15 protein-coding genes are annotated in these 18,309 nt (G+C 36.7%); 4 read left to right on the top strand and 11 right to left on the bottom strand.

What is annotated here, in order from left to right:
* The first annotated feature begins 419 nt into the window (after positions 1–419).
* Both dusA and cobT read left to right on the top strand, forming a co-directional pair.
* Positions 420–1,400 (top strand): tRNA dihydrouridine(20/20a) synthase DusA, encoded by a 981-nt coding sequence (gene dusA, locus PVV68_RS03770; protein ID WP_273720382.1) that lies wholly within the window; start codon positions 420–422, stop codon positions 1,398–1,400.
* 397 nt (positions 1,401–1,797) lie between these two features.
* Positions 1,798–2,805: a nicotinate-nucleotide--dimethylbenzimidazole phosphoribosyltransferase gene (gene cobT, locus PVV68_RS03765; RefSeq protein ID WP_273720384.1), complete on the top strand. Its 1,008-nt coding sequence runs from the start codon at positions 1,798–1,800 to the stop codon at positions 2,803–2,805.
* 14 nt (positions 2,806–2,819) lie between these two features.
* On the opposite strand, the gene PVV68_RS03760 is transcribed toward cobT, so the two are convergent.
* The 6 genes from PVV68_RS03760 to topA form a co-directional block, all read right to left on the bottom strand.
* Positions 2,820–3,323 carry an Lrp/AsnC family transcriptional regulator gene (locus PVV68_RS03760; protein ID WP_273720386.1) on the bottom strand — a complete coding sequence of 168 codons (504 nt, stop codon included), beginning with the start codon at positions 3,321–3,323 and terminating at the stop codon, positions 2,820–2,822.
* A gap of 20 nt (positions 3,324–3,343) precedes the next feature.
* Positions 3,344–3,979, bottom strand: coding sequence for a uracil-DNA glycosylase family protein (locus PVV68_RS03755; protein WP_273720388.1), 636 nt, complete (start codon positions 3,977–3,979; stop codon positions 3,344–3,346).
* Between the two features lie 30 nt (positions 3,980–4,009).
* On the bottom strand, positions 4,010–4,564 hold the full coding sequence (locus PVV68_RS03750; RefSeq protein ID WP_273720389.1) for a thermonuclease family protein: 555 nt from the start codon (positions 4,562–4,564) through the stop codon (positions 4,010–4,012).
* Positions 4,565–4,930: 366 nt separating this feature from the next.
* Positions 4,931–5,098, bottom strand: coding sequence for a 50S ribosomal protein L33 (gene rpmG, locus PVV68_RS03745; protein ID WP_004864083.1), 168 nt, complete (start codon positions 5,096–5,098; stop codon positions 4,931–4,933).
* A gap of 1,578 nt (positions 5,099–6,676) precedes the next feature.
* A complete protein-coding gene (gene rnr, locus PVV68_RS03740) occupies positions 6,677–8,965 on the bottom strand; it encodes a ribonuclease R (protein ID WP_273720391.1) in 2,289 nt (762 codons plus the stop codon).
* Between the two features lie 3 nt (positions 8,966–8,968).
* Positions 8,969–11,557, bottom strand: a complete 2,589-nt coding sequence (topA, locus tag PVV68_RS03735) for a type I DNA topoisomerase (RefSeq protein WP_273720393.1) — start codon at positions 11,555–11,557, stop codon at positions 8,969–8,971.
* A 264-nt stretch (positions 11,558–11,821) separates the two neighbouring features.
* Here topA and PVV68_RS03730 point away from each other — a divergent pair, with 264 nt between their 5' ends.
* Complete coding sequence (locus tag PVV68_RS03730; protein WP_273720394.1) at positions 11,822–12,028, top strand: hypothetical protein; 207 nt, start codon at positions 11,822–11,824, stop codon at positions 12,026–12,028.
* Here PVV68_RS03730 and dprA read toward each other — a convergent pair.
* The 4 genes from dprA to PVV68_RS03710 are packed head-to-tail and all read right to left on the bottom strand — an operon-like array spanning position 11,958 to position 16,060.
* Positions 11,958–13,178 (bottom strand): DNA-processing protein DprA, encoded by a 1,221-nt coding sequence (gene dprA, locus PVV68_RS03725; protein WP_273720396.1) that lies wholly within the window; start codon positions 13,176–13,178, stop codon positions 11,958–11,960. The two genes, PVV68_RS03730 and dprA, sit on opposite strands and share 71 nt — an antisense overlap.
* Positions 13,153–13,785, bottom strand: coding sequence for a glycerol-3-phosphate 1-O-acyltransferase PlsY (gene plsY, locus PVV68_RS03720; RefSeq protein WP_273720398.1), 633 nt, complete (start codon positions 13,783–13,785; stop codon positions 13,153–13,155). The genes dprA and plsY overlap by 26 nt, the downstream gene beginning before the upstream one ends.
* 11 nt (positions 13,786–13,796) lie before the next feature.
* Positions 13,797–15,098, bottom strand: coding sequence for a dihydroorotase (locus PVV68_RS03715; RefSeq protein ID WP_273720400.1), 1,302 nt, complete (start codon positions 15,096–15,098; stop codon positions 13,797–13,799).
* Entirely contained in the window at positions 15,095–16,060 is a 966-nt protein-coding gene (locus PVV68_RS03710; RefSeq protein ID WP_273720402.1) for an aspartate carbamoyltransferase catalytic subunit, read from the bottom strand. Before PVV68_RS03710 ends, PVV68_RS03715 begins: the two co-directional genes overlap by 4 nt.
* A gap of 136 nt (positions 16,061–16,196) precedes the next feature.
* On the opposite strand from PVV68_RS03710, the gene PVV68_RS03705 reads away from it, so the two are divergent.
* A complete protein-coding gene (locus PVV68_RS03705; protein WP_273720403.1) occupies positions 16,197–17,825 on the top strand; it encodes an acyl-CoA dehydrogenase family protein in 1,629 nt (542 codons plus the stop codon).
* On the opposite strand, the gene ruvX is transcribed toward PVV68_RS03705, so the two are convergent.
* On the bottom strand, positions 17,810–18,289 hold the full coding sequence (gene ruvX / locus PVV68_RS03700; RefSeq protein ID WP_273720405.1) for a Holliday junction resolvase RuvX: 480 nt from the start codon (positions 18,287–18,289) through the stop codon (positions 17,810–17,812). The two genes, PVV68_RS03705 and ruvX, sit on opposite strands and share 16 nt — an antisense overlap.
* Between the last annotated feature and the right edge of the window lie 20 nt (positions 18,290–18,309).

Raw genomic sequence — 18,309 nt, 5'->3', positions numbered from 1 at the left:
AAATCTTATAAAAAAGAAGCCATAATGATACATTCTTATAATATTTTCATTTATTGTTCATCAATCTCCAAATAGCTTACAGATTGTAGTAGATAATGCCCATATAATCTTTAAAAGCGCATATAAGTGGTAAGGAGAACCGTTCAAATCAATTTTTATTATAATTTCATATCTTATAGCACTTGTTGCATGGACATAATATCTGAAACGCATTTCGTTAAGAGTAGTCTATTATGTTTCTTTCTTATATTTGTTTTAGCTAAAATTTTAGATCAATTATGAAAACCAATAAGATAGAGGATGTGTTTCTCTCTTTTTATGTATCGGCAAAGAGAATTGAATTTCTATGTAGTAGAAAAAAGTGGTGACTTTGTCTTATGAATGAAAAGCACTTAGTGGAGAAGAGAGAGTAATTTCTTATGATATTTTATGGTCCTCCATCATCCGTAAAATTTGCTGTAGCACCCATGTTGAGTTGGACAGACCAGCATTGCAGATTTTTTTATCGCCTTTTAACGAAAAAAGCCCTTCTTTATACTGAAATGATTGTAGCGGATGCTGTTATCCATGGCGCTCGCAAACAAATATTGGCTTTGAATCATGAAGAACATCCCGTTGCCTTGCAATTAGGAGGAGCAGATCCAAAAAGATTGGCACAAGCTGCACAAATTGCTGAAGAATTTGGTTATGACGAAATAAATCTTAATGTTGGTTGTCCATCAAATCGTGTTCAATCCGGTGTATTTGGTGCTTGCTTGATGTTACATCCTGATATTGTGGCAAATGCCGTGGAAGCAATGAAGCAAGTGGTTACGATACCTGTAACTGTCAAATGTCGCGTTGGTGTGGATGAGCAAGATGAAGAATTCGCTTTAGATGTTTTAGCCAATCAAGTTTGGAATGCTGGATGTGATGCACTCTGGATACATGCACGCAAAGCATGGCTACAAGGATTAAGCCCGAAAGAAAATCGCAATATTCCCCCACTCAATTATGAACGGGTTTATAAATTAAAACGTAAATATCCACATAAATTCATTGGGATAAATGGTGGAATTACATCTATTTTTGAGATAAAGGAGCATTTAACTTTGTGTGATGCGACCATGGTTGGTCGACAAGTTTATCATGATCCAGCTTTATTAAAACAGGTTGATTTTGAAATATATGGTGAACCGCACAATGATCTGACTGATAGTGATCTTATTGAAGCTATGTGTGATTATGCTGCTCGACATATCGCATTAGGAGGACGGCTTTCTCATGTGACACGTCATATGATTGGTTTATTTCATGGTAGGGATGGGGCACGTCGATGGCGGCAAATATTATCAAATGATGCAACAAAAAATGATGCGAACATCCATGTTTTAAAAGAAGCTTTTTCTGCCCTCACTTAATAAGTGTTTACAGATGAGTTTATGTTAAAATTCAGATTCTCTTAAAGCTTTCCTGCTTTACGAAGATTTTTAAAAGTCCAGCTTCATGTATTTTAGAAAACTCTCATCTTTATATGGAGATGATATTGCACGCTAAATAGTCTATTCGATACATGTGTCTTAATATGGAAATAGGTTAATATTATAATATAAAAAAATACAAGAACAGATTGATAATATTTTATAATATCTCATTTTAGATGAGTCATCATTTTGTTTGAAAATTAAGCAACAAAATAATTTCGCAAATAATATTTTATATTTTAAAACACTGCTTTTAAAAAACCAATAAATTATTCATATCCTGTATATATGACAAGATTCCCATAAAAGATTGTAGATTTGAAAAGGTATCTTCATGACTGTTAGTCCATTTGATGATTTTCGTGCTTTACTCACAAATTTACCTAGTGCTGATGCGTTTTCTATAACTTTGGCAAAAAAACGGCAAAACAAATTAACAAATTCTCAAGGGGCTCTGGGGAAATTGGGAGATATTGCAGTTTGGTATGCAGGATGGAGAGGCGCAGAAAAGCCTATCATAAAACGGCCTCTCGTCGCTATTTTTTCTGGAAATCATGGTGTTACAGAGGAGAATATTACTCCATTACCGCAATCTATGACACAAAAGATGGTACAAAATTTTGCAACGGGTGGTGCTGCTATTAATCAAATTTGCATAGCTTATGATCTTGGTTTGAAGATATTTGATTTAGCCCTGGAATATCCCACAATGAATATTACCAAAGATGCTGCAATGGATGAGCGTAGTGCAGCTGCTACAATGGCATTTGGAATGGAATCCATTGCTGGTGGAACAGATCTTTTATGTATAGGTGAAATGGGCATTGGAAATACAACAATAGCTTCAGCTTTGTGTTTAGCATTGTTTGGTGGGGATGTTGAGGAATGGACAGAAAGTGCCATGGGATCAGATGGAGAATTTTATCAGCGTAAAATAGCGACGCTCAAGACAGCGATCTCTTTACATAAAGAACATTTTCATGATCCTTTTGAAATAATGCGTCGATTAGGAGGACGTGAAATTGCTGCTATGGTTGGAGCGATTTTGGCTGCAAGAATGGAAAAAATTCCGGTTATTTTAGATGGTTTTGTAGCAACAGCAGCCGCAGCAATCCTTTATAAAATGCATCCGAGAGCTCTTGATCATACTCTTGTGGGACATGTTTCTTCTGAGGCAGTACATCATAAACTTTTAAAAACAATTGGCCAAGAACCTCTTCTAGATTTGAAAATGCGCCTTGGCGAAGGGACAGGTGCAGCTATGGCAGCAGGTGTCGTCAAGGCTGCTATTTTGACACATACACAAATGGCGTTTTTTGAAAAAGAGAATTTAACCGCCTGAGAGATGATTCTGTTTTACAGAATCCTTTCAGAATCTTGTTCACTGGTTTTGTCTTGTAATTTTATGTAATTGAGTGGAAGTTCTGTTGTATATTTAATCTGTTCCATTGCAAAAGAAGATGAGACATCACGAATATCAATTTGAGCAATTAATTTTTTATAAAAAAGATCATAAGCTTCAATATTGGGAACGACAACGCGCAATAAATAGTCAATATCCCCACTCATACGATAAAATTCAATGACTTCACGAAATTCCTGTACAATTTTTGAAAAACGTTTAAACCATTCATGGCTGTGTGTGTTTGTACGAATAGAAACAAAAACAGTAACATGAGCATTTACTTTTTCTGGAGAAAGGACAGCAACACGACGCTGAATAACACCATCCTCTTCAAGTTTTTGAATCCTGCGCCAGCAAGGCGTGGTTGAAAGTCCAACTCTTTTAGCAATATCAGCAACAGAGAGTGTCGCATTTTCTTGCAAAAGATGTAGAATTTTTCGATCAAGACGATCCATATTTTTTCTCAATATTCAGTTTATAAAAATTTACGCACCAAACTACGCAAATACACAACAAGCTCATCATTAAACCATGGATTTTTTTGTAACCAAGAAGTGTTTCTCCATGAAGGATGGGGCAAAGGCATAACATTATAGCCTCGAGGTTGACGTATGGAAAGAATATTCCTCCAATCATTGACGGTTGCTGAAACAGTTTTATGTTTCAATTCTGTAATATGCCACTTTTGTGCATAACTTCCAATAGCAATTACAAGCTTTATTTGTGGCATCGCTTGAAATACTTTCTCATGCCAGATCTCACGACATTCACGTCTTGGTGGCAAATCGGATTTATTTTTGTCGTAACCTGGAAAACAAAATCCCATAGGAACAATAGCGAAGAGAGATCTATTATAAAACTCTTCTTTCGAGACATTTAGCCAATGACGTAATCTTTCACCAGAGCGATCATTAAAAGGGATAGAAGTTTCATGGACACGCAACCCAGGTGCTTGACCTGCGATTGCAATTAAAGCCCTATCAGATAAATAAACAACGGGATTTGGTTCATGAGGAAGAGGAGGGAGATAACATGGTTGTTGAATACAAATCCGACAAGAATAAATTTGTTTTTGAAGTTTGATAATTTGGTTACAGTGTTGTTGCTTCATGGGCAAATAGGAAATTGAAAAATATTCTTCTTATTCTGTTCGTGGATGTGCTTTTCGCCATTCTCTCGGTCGTTGAAAATTGGATTGCCATATTCCTTTTTTTTTCTTTTTAGCTTCTTGCTCTTCTTGAGGGTAATCATAATAACTTACAGCCCAACCCTTCCGTACAAGCATTGCATTGATATTGCTGACTTGTTTTGTTTTGCATGTTGCAAGAATGCGACGGTATTTATCTTTTTTATGCCAATAACATCTAACGGGTTGATTGGCTATAAGTCGTTCTAAATACTTTTTTGCTTCAAGCCCACATGGATAATGTGCTTCCTTTTTACCGCAAAATTGGTGGAGTTCAGGGGCGTCGATTCCTGCAAGCCGAATCATGATAGAAGAAATCATGAGTGAGTCGCCATCAATAACAAATGCTTGACCTTCAATAGATGTTTTTGAAGAAAAATTTTCTTTTTGAGGGGACGCTTGAATGTATTTAAAATAAATTGTTATAATGAGCGCAGCAATAAAAATATTAAAACCAGTAATTTTGAGCTTAACGTTTTTTTGATCAAAAGAGAAAAACTTTTTTTTCATGAAATTTAAAAAACTGCTACTATAACATGTTTTATTGAGTGAGAATTTCCTATAAATTCTGCGAGTATTTCCATTCTCTTGATAAAAATACCGCTTTATTGTGATGGAAATATTTTGTTATTGTCATGCATTTTATATCTTTATTACATATCAAAATAGATCAAAGATAATACCATGATAAAGCTTATCATTATAATACAGATAAGCGATCAAAAAACAAATCAACCCGTTCCGTAAAAATGCATAGTTTACAGATAGATTGCTTTCTTTAATTAAAAAAAACAAAAACACTCTTCAAAAATAATTTTGAAGAGTAAAAACACTTTTTTAGGGTTTAGAAATTATCAGTTAAACGATATAACCCACTTATTTAATTTTTGTTTCTTTAAATTCGACGTGCTTTTTTACAACTGGATCATATTTACGTTTGCTCATTTTATCTGTCATTGTACGACTGTTTTTCTTCGTCACATAGAAAAAACCAGTATCTGCAGTTGATAAAAGCTTGATCTTAATGGTTGCTGCCTTAGCCATAATTTAAGATTCCTATTTATATTATATCGAAAAACAATATTGCCTTATTCTTAAAATCTATTTTTCATATAATCAGATTTTGCGGCAACACTACGGATGTTCTAAAAAAAGTCAAGAGCTGATTAATTTTCTGATAATATGTCCAAACACCAAAATCACGGATAAGATAAAAAAACAAGTGATGGCTGCTGAAAAATCAAAGCGTGAAAAGATATCCATGGTTTGACTGTAAGAATTTGTCCCATAAATATATCAATTCCATAACAAAAATATAAGTAGAATGAGCATAGCCAGTTTATGTCCTTTAAAAAGCGCACCAAGATATGTGCGTTCTATTGTGTAAAGATTGGCTCACACACATCCGAGGAAAAAGAGAGCCAATATCAAAAGTCATTGGTGTTTTGTTATCCATAATATCATAAAATTTCCCCAAAAACCTAAGACGGCTCAGCCTTAGGATAATGCCGATCCTTTGCATAATTGCTTATAATCTTGATAGGAATTAAGAAGAAAATATTACTAAGTGTGAGCGTTGCCATAAAATGTGCAGTCTCATTTTCGTTATATCCAATAAATAAATTAAAGGGTGTTATAAGAATTATCCATTTGGATAGCACGGTAAAGAAAGACTTTCATCAATGATGCTTGGAATATGAAAAAGATAGAAAACGCATAACCTCTGCTGATTCTCTTTAAACTTTAAAATTCATTTTCAAACTATAAGAATTAGTATAGAATAAAGGACAATAAGGATATAGTCTGTCGCAAAAGACATAAAACTCTGTGCTCCTACCTTTGCTAGCAGTGACTTCTCATAAGTTTTACTATAATAGTATAAATTAATTGTATTAAGGCATGCTTTAACTGATGCTCAACCATTTTTTGAAAACTCTGACAGGATAAAAAGAATTGTTATCGTCAAATGTAATATAAATCTTCAAATGAACCAAATTCATATGGATTTTTAAAACATAGAATTCTAAAAACGCAAAGTCCCTATGATCATCATTATCAATATTGTTTGAATAATACCTAGCTATAAGGTGATTCGAGTAGTGAATATGGCAGCAATAATTGTAGCAATTCTGCCAATTATTTTTGCTATAGTCGATGGCTCGATTTTCTACTTAAAATACCTTTTTCTGTCATGAGAAGTGAAACAAGTTGTCTTTCCAATGCTATCCAACAGTGCTAACGGTTGTAATAGCTGCAACGGTTTTACGCATAAAGAATTATTATGAGAATTCAAATTTTTTATCATGTAGATGGCTTAATTGTGCTTTTATTTATGAGGCTAATGAAACGTTAACTTGGAATAAAAGAAATACAAACCTATCCTTTGTAACTTTTTCAGTTATTTCATACAGAAAGTTCTTTCAAATTTTTATCTGATTATGATTATATTAAATAATATAATTACTACAAATTATAGAGTGTTTCTTATTTTTTAATAATCAATATTTTGTAATTATTATCAATAATATTCAATTTAGGGAAATAACATAACTATTAAATTTCTCTCACAAGCGTTTAAAATCTTTTAAATAAAAGTTATAATAATTTGTTTTAATTTTTTGTTTAGTTAAGATTCTTTCTTCTATAAAAAGCATGTCTTTGTTTTTTCGTTATAAGTTTGTTTTTATGGTAAGATCTCGATGAAAAAGCTATTGGACGAGGTTCTGTTAAGAGCTCAAAGCATAGAGCACCCGCAAAAGGCTGTACTGTTATAAGTTTTACCTCTACAATATCACTTAGTTGATAGCCTTTGTGACTACGCTTTCCCACAAGAGTATGTTGTACTTCATCAAAATAATAATAATCATTTTTAAGTGTCGTAATATGTACAAAACCATCTGTATTAAGCCTATCGAGTGAGATAAAAAGTCCAGCTTTTGTTACACCAGAAACACGACCTGTAAAAATACAGCCGATTTTGTTGGTTAAATAATGGGCGACAAGTCGATCAACGGTTTCTCTTTCAGCGACCATTGCACGGCGCTCATATAAGGAAATTTGCGTGGCAATTTCCGCAAGATTTTGTTCTTGTGTTTTTGTTAATTGGTCATTGCCTAATTTTAGAGCTTTAATGAGTGCACGATGAATAATAAGATCAGCATAACGGCGAATGGGTGATGTAAAATGTGTATAGTTATGTAAATTCAAACCAAAATGACCAATATTTTGAGGATTATATTCTGCTTGAGATTGTGTGCGTAAAATAACTTGATTAACCAATTCTTGTTGTTGGGTATTTATAACTTTTGCTAAAATATTATTAAGGCGTGCAGATGTAAGCTCTGCACCTCGAGAGAGTGATATTCCAAAACTTTGTAGAAAACTTCGTAGTATTTCTTGTTTTGCAAGAGAAGGTTTTTCATGGATACGATAGATAAGGGGTTGGTGATGTTCTTTTAATGTTTCAGAAGCGGCAATATTTGCTTGTATCATGAATTCTTCAATCAAACGATGTGCTTCTAAATGTGGTTCACTAACAACATCTTTAATACATCCATTTTGATCAAGAATAATCTTTTTTTCTGCTATTTCTAATTCCAACGGTTGTCGACGATTCCGCGCGATTTTGAGACACCTATAAGCGTCCCATAATGGTTGTAAAACATTCTCGAAAAAGGACGCAGTTTTTTTATTTATATTTCCTTCAATTGCTAATTGCACTTCTTGATAAGAGAACTTAGCTACAACACGCACCATAACACGGTGAAAACTGTGTTTTCGTTTATTACCATTTGCATCGAAAATCATCCGAACGGCCAAAGCTGGTCTTTCTTTTCCTTCACGCAGAGAACATAAATCATTAGAAATGCGTTCTGGCAGCATTGGCACAACACGATCAGGAAAATAAACAGAATTTCCTCGTTTTAATGCTTCTTTATCTAAAGGGCTTCCTGTTTTGATATAATAAGAAACATCTGCAATTGCGACGACAATAATCCAACCTCCAACATTGGCAGGATCTTGATCTTTTGTTGCATAAACGGCATCATCATGGTCTTTTGCATCGAATGGATCAATTGTAATAAACGGTAATTGCCGCCAATCTTCACGATTTTCTCTGTTGGCGGGTTTGATATGTTTGACTTGCTCAAGCACATCTTCAGGAAAAATATAAGGAATGCCTTTTGAAAGAAGCGCAATCATTGAGAGTGTTTTTTCACTGTCAATATGCCCTAAAACATTCTTTATTTGTGCTGTTTTTAGTCCATAACCGGTATTTTTTTTAATTTCAACTTCAACAAGGTTTCCTGCTTCTATCTTCATATTTGAAGATATCTCAGAGCTCTCAATAATGAGTTCGTCCGTTTTTCGCTCTATAGGGTCAAGTCGCCATTGGTCATTTTTCAACTCTCGTACAATACCAAATATGCTCTTTGGTGACACTTCAACTTTACGGATAATTCTCCCTGTATAAGGAAAACTTTGAGATGTTTTAGTTCGAAAAATTTTTACGAGAACATGATCTCCAATCCCAATGCTTGCCCCTTTTATGCGATGAAAAGAGTGTATTTCAATATTTGGTTTTGGTCCATCTTCCCATTCAACAGGTTGTGCGATCAAACTGCCATCTTCATCGCGTCCACTAATTTTTACTAAAGCAACTGGCGGCAATTTTCCTTTGTTTATTGTTCTTTTACGTTGTTTTGATATGAGGTTTTGATCTTTCAGTTCACGTAAAATACCCCTTAGCCAGATACGAGAATCACCTTTTAAGTTAAAAGCTTTGGCGATTTCTCGTTTACTTGATTGGTCAGGATTCTCATTTATAAAGGAAAGGATTTCTGCTTTTTGGGGCAGTTTTTCCATACTGAATGATTGAAAATATTTTGTTTTTTTTTCGCCTTGAGCCAAAATTTATGTCTCTTTTCTTTTGGAAGGAGCTTTTTTTGTCGTTACTTTTTTACTGGAAGCCTTACCGGTTGCTTTTTTATGAGATGCTTTAGCTGATATAAGTTCTAATGCTTCTGAAAGTGTTACACTAATTGGTTCTTTATCTTTTGGCAATGTCGCATTAATTTTGCCCCAATTAACATACGGACCATAACGTCCATTGCGTACGGTGACAGTTCCTCCATCAGGGTGTTCTCCTAATGTTGCGAGTTCTGCCGATGTTGTCCTGCTCCGCGTTGCTTTATTTTCTTGTTTTTCGGCCAATACTGTAACAGCACGGTTGATGCCAATATCAAAAACGTCATCTGCGTGAAGAAGGGGAGCAGACTTACCATTATGCGTAAGGTAAGGGCCATAGCGTCCGATAGTTGCTGTAATCATTTTGCCTGTTTCAGGATGTGTACCAATTTCACGGGGTAGGGATAGTAAAGCTAAGGCTTTATCAAGAGTGATATTTTCTGCCTGCCATTCTTTTGGCAGTCCTGAACGCTTGGCTTCTTTGCTTTCACCAAGTTGAATATAGGGACCAAAACGACCATTGCGAAGAGAAATATCTTTTCCTGTTTGAGGATCGACACCGAGCATAACAGGTTCATCATTCCGAATGACTTCATTCTCTTCTCCAGTATCTGTGCCAAGTTGGCGTGTATATTTGCATTCGGGATAATTGGAGCAGCCAACAAATGCACCATAACGCCCTAGCTTTAAGGATAATTCACCGTTTGTACAAAGGGGACAAGAACGAACATCACTTCCGTCTTCACGTACAGGAAAAGCAAGAGGAGCTAATGTCACGTTTAAAACATCAAGGACATTGGTTATACGCAGTTCTTTAATATTGCTAATAGACGCGTTAAATCCATCCCAAAAATCGCGCATGACATCTTTCCAAGAAAGTTTTCCATCCGATATAAGGTCTAGTTTTTCCTCAAGGTCTGCTGTGAAACCATATTCTACATAGCGATTAAAGAAATTTTCAAGAAAGGCTGTAACGATACGTCCTTTAGCATCAGGAATAAGTTTTCGTTTATCAATGATAATATATCCGCGATCACACAATGTGGACAACGTAGAGGCATAGGTTGAAGGACGACCAATTCCCAGCTCTTCAAGTTTCTTAATTAAGGAAGCTTCAGAATAACGGGGTGGTGGTTCTGTGCTATGTTGTGTAGCTTCGACTTTTTCTTTTTCAAGTGCTTCACCAGTGTTTATTTGTGGCAAACGTGTTGTTTCATTTTCTTCACTGTTTTCTTCTTCTCGTTGATCCGTGTAAACAGAAATAAAGCCATCAAAACGAATAACAGAACCTGTTGCACGTAGATTTGCATGGTTTTCTCCTTGCTGTGCTTCAATTTCAACGGTTGTACGTTCAATTTCAGCAGAACACATTTGGCTGGCAATAGCGCGCTTCCAGATTAACTCATAGAGCTTTGCCTGATCGCTATCGAGAAAACCTCGTACTTGATTGGGAGTACGTTGAAAATCTGTGGGGCGGATAGCTTCATGCGCTTCTTGTGCATTTTTGGCTTTTGTTGAATAAAAACGTGGTTTTTCAGGGATATAATCACTGCCAAAAGATTCATGAATTACTTTTCGTGCTGAATCGATGGCTTCTGGCGCTATTTGCACACCATCGGTACGCATATAGGTAATAAGCCCCGCCGTTTCACCATTAATTTCAACACCTTCGTAAAGTTTTTGAGCAATTTGCATAGTGCGAGAAGCTGAAAATCCTAATTTTGAAGAAGCAGCTTGCTGTAAAGTAGATGTTGTAAATGGGGGCGCAGGATTTCTTTTTGTCGGCTTTGCTTCAACACTGAATGTACGATATTTTGCTTTCTCCAACATAAGGCGAATTTGATCTGCTTGTTCTTGAGATTGAATATCAAGTTTGCCAATTTTCCTTTGATTAAACATTGTTAATCTTGCTTGAAAGCTATCATTTCTGATGGTCTTTAAGTCTGTTGTAAGAGACCAATAATCCTCTTTGATAAAATGTTCTATTTCTGCTTCACGATCACAAATAATACGCAAAGCGACAGATTGAACACGACCAGCAGAGCGTGCACCGGGAAGTTTACGCCACAAAACAGGCGAGAGCGTAAAACCAACAAGATAATCAAGAGCACGACGTGCAAGATAAGCATCTACAAGTGATGTATCAATATCACGTGGATTGTTCATGGCATCAAGCACAGACTTTTTGGTGATCGCATTGAATACAACCCGTTTAACAGGTTTATCCTTTAAAACTTTTTTTTGACGAAGAACATCCAAAATATGCCAAGAAATAGCTTCTCCTTCTCTATCAGGGTCGGTTGCTAAGATGAGGCTATCAGCTTCTTTAACTGCTTTTGCTATTTCATTTAAACGTTTCGCGGCAACAGAATCTATATCCCATTTCATAGAAAAATCTTGATCGGGTAGAACGGAGCCATCTTTTGCAGGCAAATCACGAACATGTCCAAATGATGCTACGACTTTGTATTGAGATCCAAGATATTTATTAATTGTCTTTGCTTTTGCTGGTGATTCAACGATAACGATATTCATAATTTTACCCGAATGTTGAAATAAAAACTTTTCTATAATCCTCTTTCACACGAATAGCTAATAGCAATTGGTTAAGAGCACATAAAAAAATATTCGTCATACAAAAAACATTAATATTGTACAACTTGTAATTGTTATTATTCAAATACACCCTATATGGAATTATAAGATTTATTTTATATTGTTAATACAAAAACATACGGCAAAATACTAAGATAACATCTGTTGAGAAGTAGGAGGGAAAATGCTCAAGGATAGAAAATTATGTTTATAAATCATTTAAAAGTTATCCAATATATTACAGATATGTCCAAACAAATGAATCAAATGGCACGTCAAGCGCACAGCCCACTTTTAGCACTGCTTTTGGATATGGTTGCCAAAGAAGGGCAAAGTATTATTAATAGTGCTGAAGCTCTTGGGGAAGATCCAAACTCGACAATGACACATAACCACCAGCATGTCGAGTAAGCTTTCCAGCAAGCTCAAGCTCAACCAGCAAGAGGTAGAGATTTGGGAGTGCAACACCTGAATGGGTACTGAGTGTATCTAAGTCAATGGGTGTTGTGGAAAGGGCAGAGAGAACTAGAGCACGTTCTTTGTCATCTCCAAGGCAAGAAGGGCTTTGATATTTTTCATGAGGTGTACTAAAATTGTCCTTTTCAAATTGTAGAGAGGCTGCATCCTCTTCCTCAAAAAAATTGAGTTGAGAATTCGGGGAAGCAGGAATTAATGGTGTAAGCGTTTCTATGATATCAGCAGGATGCGTGGTGAGTTGAGCGCCGTCCTTGATGAGATTGTTTGTACCAACAGACCTTGGATCAAGTGGAGAGCCAGGAACGGCAAAAATCAATCGTCCCATTTCGGCGGCTTGACGTGCGGTAATTAAGGACCCTGATCGCAATGCTGCTTCCACAACCAAAAGACCAAGTGATAAACCTGCAATGATACGGTTTCTTCTGGGAAAATCGATAGCACGTGGCTTCCAAGCAATGGGCATTTCACTGATAATTGCTCCACCGTTAGCGATAATATCTTCATAGAGTTTTTTATTTTCAGGAGGGTAAATGTGATCAATTCCACCAGCCATTACCGCAACTGTGCCTGTTAATAGGCTTGCCTGATGTACAATGCTATCAATTCCACGAGCGAGTCCAGAAATTGTTGTAAAGCCAGCATCTCCAAGAAAATGCGCAAATTGAGCAGCAAGTTTTTTGCCAGCCGCTGAGGCATTTCGAGATCCTACAATCCCAACAGAAGGTTTTTGAAAAACTGAAACATCACCTTTTATGGCAATAAGAGGTGGTGAGGCTTCTGTCACCTTAAGAAAGGTTGGATAATCCGGTTCTCCTACAGCGATAAAACGAATACCTAACCTTTCGGCTTCTTGCATTTCTTTTTCTGCTTCTTCTATCGTTGTTATGCGAACAGATGTAGAAAGACCGCCTTTTCTACTGAGCTCAGGAAGTGCTCCTAGAGCGTTTTCTGCTGTTTTATAATGATCTATGAGATTGCGAAAACTCACTGCTCCTATATTCTCACTACGCAATAATCGTAACCAATTTAGACGTTGACGATCCGTGAGAAGGATTCCTTTATTTATCCCCGTTTTGCGTACCAATCTTGCTTTCTTTCCCAATTAATAATCTACTGATATTTGCGTAATGTTTTATATATACAAATATGCTCATAGCTGACAGCATACAATAGAAATGAGAATCGGAAAAATAAAAAGCAAATATTGGAGTTATCGCTACAGTAATCAGTGCAGATAAAGAAGAATAGCGGGTGAGTAAAAAAATCCCCATCCATACAACAATGAAAAAAATTGCTATTGGCCAGTAGATTGCTAAACAAACACCAAGATATGTCGCAACGCCTTTACCACCTTTAAACTTCAGCCATATGGGAAAAAGATGTCCCAAAAAAGCAAAAAAGCCAGCTAGAAAAATAATGAGACTATTTTCTATTGGATTATTTAAATATTTTATAACAAGAATAACAATAGTTCCCTTCAACATATCGCAAAGAAGTGTCAGAGCGGCAACTTTTTTATTTCCTGTTCTTAGAACATTCGTAGCTCCAATATTTCCAGAACCAATTTTTCTCACATCACCAAGTCTAGCCAATCGCGTAAAAAGTAGCCCAAATGGGATCGAGCCAACGAGATAGGACATGAGGAAAATAAACCATGGAGTGAACTGGAAAAGTGTTTCACCTTCATTCATGAAAAATCTCATTAAGTTTCCTGATTAAGTTTAAAGATTGATCGTCCTTTAACAAAGGTTTGGAGAACTCGCCCTTGAAAGCGTGCATTTTCAAAAGGTGTATTTTTTGAGCGTGAATACAACCTCTCGGTAGAAACAACCCACGGTTCTTCAAGATCAACCAAAATAAGATCTGCATGAGCACCTTTTTTAAGTGTTCCTGCATGAAGGCCAAAGAGTTTAGCTGGTGCTGTTGATAAAAGTTCAGTGAGTCGTAGAAGAGATATCGTCTGATCATGATAAAGGCGTAAAGCCGCACTCAATAAAGTTTCCATACCAATGGCACCTGAAGATGCTTCATTAAATGGTAAATGTTTTGTATCAACATGTTGAGGATCATGAGAAGAGACAATAATATCTACTGTCCTATCTTTTATTGCTTCAATCATTGCTATACGATCTTCTTCTGTACGCAATGGAGGCATAAAACGGAAAGAAGTATGATATTCACCAATGTCATTTTCATTAAGAGATAAATGATGAATGGATACACCGGCTGTAATCTTTTCACTGCGTTGTTTACCTAAGCGAAGTGCATCGGCAGAGAGTGCTGTCGATATTTGGGTAGCATGATAGCGTGTTTGTGTTAATGCTGCTAGTCGTAAATCTCTTTCGAGAGGAATAACTTCTGCTTCGCGAGGGATACCAGAGAGTCCTAGCCAACTGGCGAGCAATCCTTCATTCATAACACCTTTTCCTGTAAGCTCCTTATCTTGTGTTTCATGCATCAAGAGAACATCGAAGTCGCGAGCATAAGTCATTGCACGTCGCATAACAGATGAGCTTTGCAGTGTCTTTTTTCCTTCACTAAAAGCAATTGCTCCCGCATCTTTTAGCAAGCCAAATTCAGTTATTTCTTGCCCATTGAAACCTTGCGTAATTGCAGCAACGGGATAAATATTAACTGATGACATTTCCTGTGCTGTACGCATAATGAATTCAACAAGTGCTCTATTATCAATAATTGGATTTGTATCTGGCATCATAAGAAAAGAAGTAATGCCACCTGCTGCTGCTGCTTGACTTGCTGTGGCAATGGTTTCACGGTCTTCATTTCCTGGTTCCCCAACGAAAACACGCGCATCAACAAGTCCAGGGAGAATTGCTTTGTTTTGTGCATTAATAATTTCCGCACCATCAGGAAATCCTTGATTTAAAGCTTCCTTTCCAGCAGCTATAATCCGTCCATTTTCAACAATAACTGTACCAATTTCATCAACTGTGCGTGAAGGATCAATAATACGAGCGTTTTGAAAGACAATTGGCTTTGTCATTTTTTTTCTCCACTGGTCTGAAGACGTGAATCCAATAAGGCTTCCATCACAGCCATACGCACAGCAATACCCATTTCTACTTGTGTATGAATCATGCTTTGTGGTCCATCTGCTATATCAGATGCGATTTCTATACCACGGTTTATTGGACCTGGATGGAGAATAATGCAATCGTTTTTAGCATAAGCCAAATTTTCTTTATGCAAGCCGAAATAATGAAAATACTCACGAATAGAGGGAATAAACGAACCTGTCATACGTTCATGTTGTAAGCGGAGCATCATGATAACATCAGCATCTTTAAGGCCTTCTTTCATGGTGTTAAAAACCTCAACGCTCATATCAGCAATTCCTGTGGGTAAGAGTGTGGAAGGAGCAACAACACGAACTCGCGCTCCCAAAGCATTGAGACTTAGGATATTGGAACGCGCTACACGTGAGTGCAAGATATCTCCACAAATTGCAACCGTTAATCCTTCAATACGACCTTTTGTTCTTTTGATTGTCAGGGCATCTAATAGAGCTTGGGTTGGATGTTCATGGGCACCATCACCTGCATTAATCACACAACAATCAACTTTTTGCGCTAACAAAGCAGCTGCTCCAGCACTACTATGGCGAATAACAAGTATATCTGGTTTCATTGCATTGAGAGTTGTGGCTGTATCAATCAATGTTTCCCCTTTTTTTACAGATGAATTACTGATAGCCATATTCATCACATTTGCTCCCAATCGTTTGCCGGCTAATTCGAAAGAGGATCGTGTTCGTGTGGAAGCTTCAAAGAAGAGGTTAATTTGAGTCCGTCCATATAATAGAGATTTTGTTTTATCAATTTTTTTAGAAAGAGTAACATTTGTATCTGCACGATTAAGCAATGTAGACAGGTCTTGTATACTCAAACCTTTAATACCTAAAAGATGTTGATGGGGAAAAAGGGGGAAAAAAATATTTTGAGTCATAGCATTCTTTTCTATCTCTCTCTAAACAGATTAAACAAGCATTTGTTTGAATATGATAAATGTTTTTTAACTGCAAAAAGACAATTAGTCTATTAGTAGTCTATGATATGAATAATTTGAATAATGGAATATGCTTATGAATGCTGTATTTGTGCAAAATGCCCGTCGAAAAAATGCGTTTCTCAGTGATACGCTGATGTTTCGTATTGCTTCTAGTTTGCCTAAATTTTTATTAGCAAGTTTTGAAGAAATAGGAGATTTTGTAGCAAGTCGTGAAGCATGGGAGTTTTCTTCTTTGGCGAATCGTTATCCTCCAGTTTTGCGCTATAACGATGAATGGGGGAAACAGGTGGAAAAATTAGAGATACACTCTTCTTATCAAGCTCTTCAACAATATTCTAGACAGGCTGGTTTGGTTACCTCGCTTTGGGAAAACTCTACAGCAGAAAATGGAGTACGCTATCAAGCACGTGCTATTCGCTTGGCTTTATCTGCTAGTTTGGAAACAGGACATTTGAATGAGGTCATTATAACAAGTGCAACTATTGCAGTCTTAATTAGTGATGTTGAGCTTTTTAAAAAATGGCAAAATCTACTCTTATCACGACAATATGATTTATCTTCAAAGCCTATTCATAGTAAAAAATCGGCTTCACTCACCTGCGCTTTTGATGATGTTGAACAAGGAGAAAAATACGCTTTCAATTTTCCCAGTGTTAAGAAAATTTCTTTTGATGAAAAAATGGGGCGTGATCTGTATCGTTTAAATGTTGTAAAAACCAATGTTATTAATCCTATAGTGGATGGGTATCTTGTGAGTGCAGAGTTAGACGGTCATTTAAGCTGCTTTTTAGTGCCACGTATCCAAGAAAATGGTGCATTAAATGGGAACATTAAAATTCGTCATTTGCTGCAGCGTTCAGGAGAAAATTTAACGCCAGAGGGTGTTGTTGATTTTCAAGGAAGTTATGGTTGGCTATTGGGAAATATGGGAGAGGGGCTTAAAGTCATTAAAGATATCGAAACGATGATGCGTTTTGATCAATCTGTTGTATCTGCAGGTGTTTTGCGCGCTGCACTTCAATTTGGCATAGATTTTTTCCGGCAAAAAATGCCAGATCAGCCTTTACCACCACTAACAGAACGTATTTTTGCAGATATTGCACTGGATATTGCTGCCGCACAAGCATTGGTTTTACGTTTAGCACGAGCCTTTGATAATGCCGCAAATGATCGCTCTGAAGCAGCTTTTGCACGAATCATGACGCCTATTATTGCTTATCATGTGAGCCAATTAGTTATACCTATTATTGGCGAAATTATTGCACAGCTTGGTATCGAGAGTTTTGTAGAAGGAAACCCATTATCACAAATGTTGTGTAATGGGCCTGCACGAATTGTCAGAAATATTTCTGCTAATCAATTGGTAAAGGATGCAATTCTCATAGCTGAAAAAGCACCGGGATTGTTTCAGAAATTGTTAGAAAAAATTGCCCTTGATATTGGTCCTGCTGGACCAAGAGCGATTGAGATCATTAAATCTGCTGTAGAGATGGCATCGGCAAACGAGGGTGCTGGAAGATTTTTTGTCGAACAAGTAGCGTACGCAGCAGCAGCAGCAGCATTACATTCGACAGATATAGAGCATGTTGCAAATGCCTATATGGAAAGTCGCCTTGGTGGGCAATGGAGATCTTCCTATGGGATGCTTATCGCACGATACAATGCGGGACATTTGCTCAATGTTCTTTATCCCTCCATATGATGAAGGCTTTGAATTCTGTTGAGAGCACCTTGCAATATAAAAGCAGCAGCAGCCGAATCAATGCGTCTTGCTCTTTTAGCACGCGATACGTCCATTTCTAGAAGAGAGCGTTCTGCGGCAATCGTTGATAAGCGTTCATCCCAAAAAATAAATGGAATTTCTGTATGTGCTTTCATATTACTTACAAAGGTTCTTGTTGCTTGAGCACGAGGACCACTGCTTCCATCCATATTAAGAGGTAATCCCATGACAATAGCTCCCACATTTTCACCATCAAAAATTTTTATAAGTCTGTGTGCATCTTCCATGAATTTTTTTCGTTGAAGCACAGGACGCGGATTTGCAAAAATTAATCCGATATCAGAAATCGCAATTCCAATCGTTTTTGTACCCAAATCTAAGCCTGCTATTGTTTGCCCAGGCAAAATATGGAGCATCGCTTCATTTATGTTAATAATGGCCATGAGATTTATAATTTAGGTCT

The organism is Bartonella sp. ML69XJBT, from assembly GCF_028618515.1.
GTDB lineage: Bacteria > Pseudomonadota > Alphaproteobacteria > Rhizobiales > Rhizobiaceae > Bartonella.
This window is presented reverse-complemented; position numbering and strand designations above follow the sequence as displayed.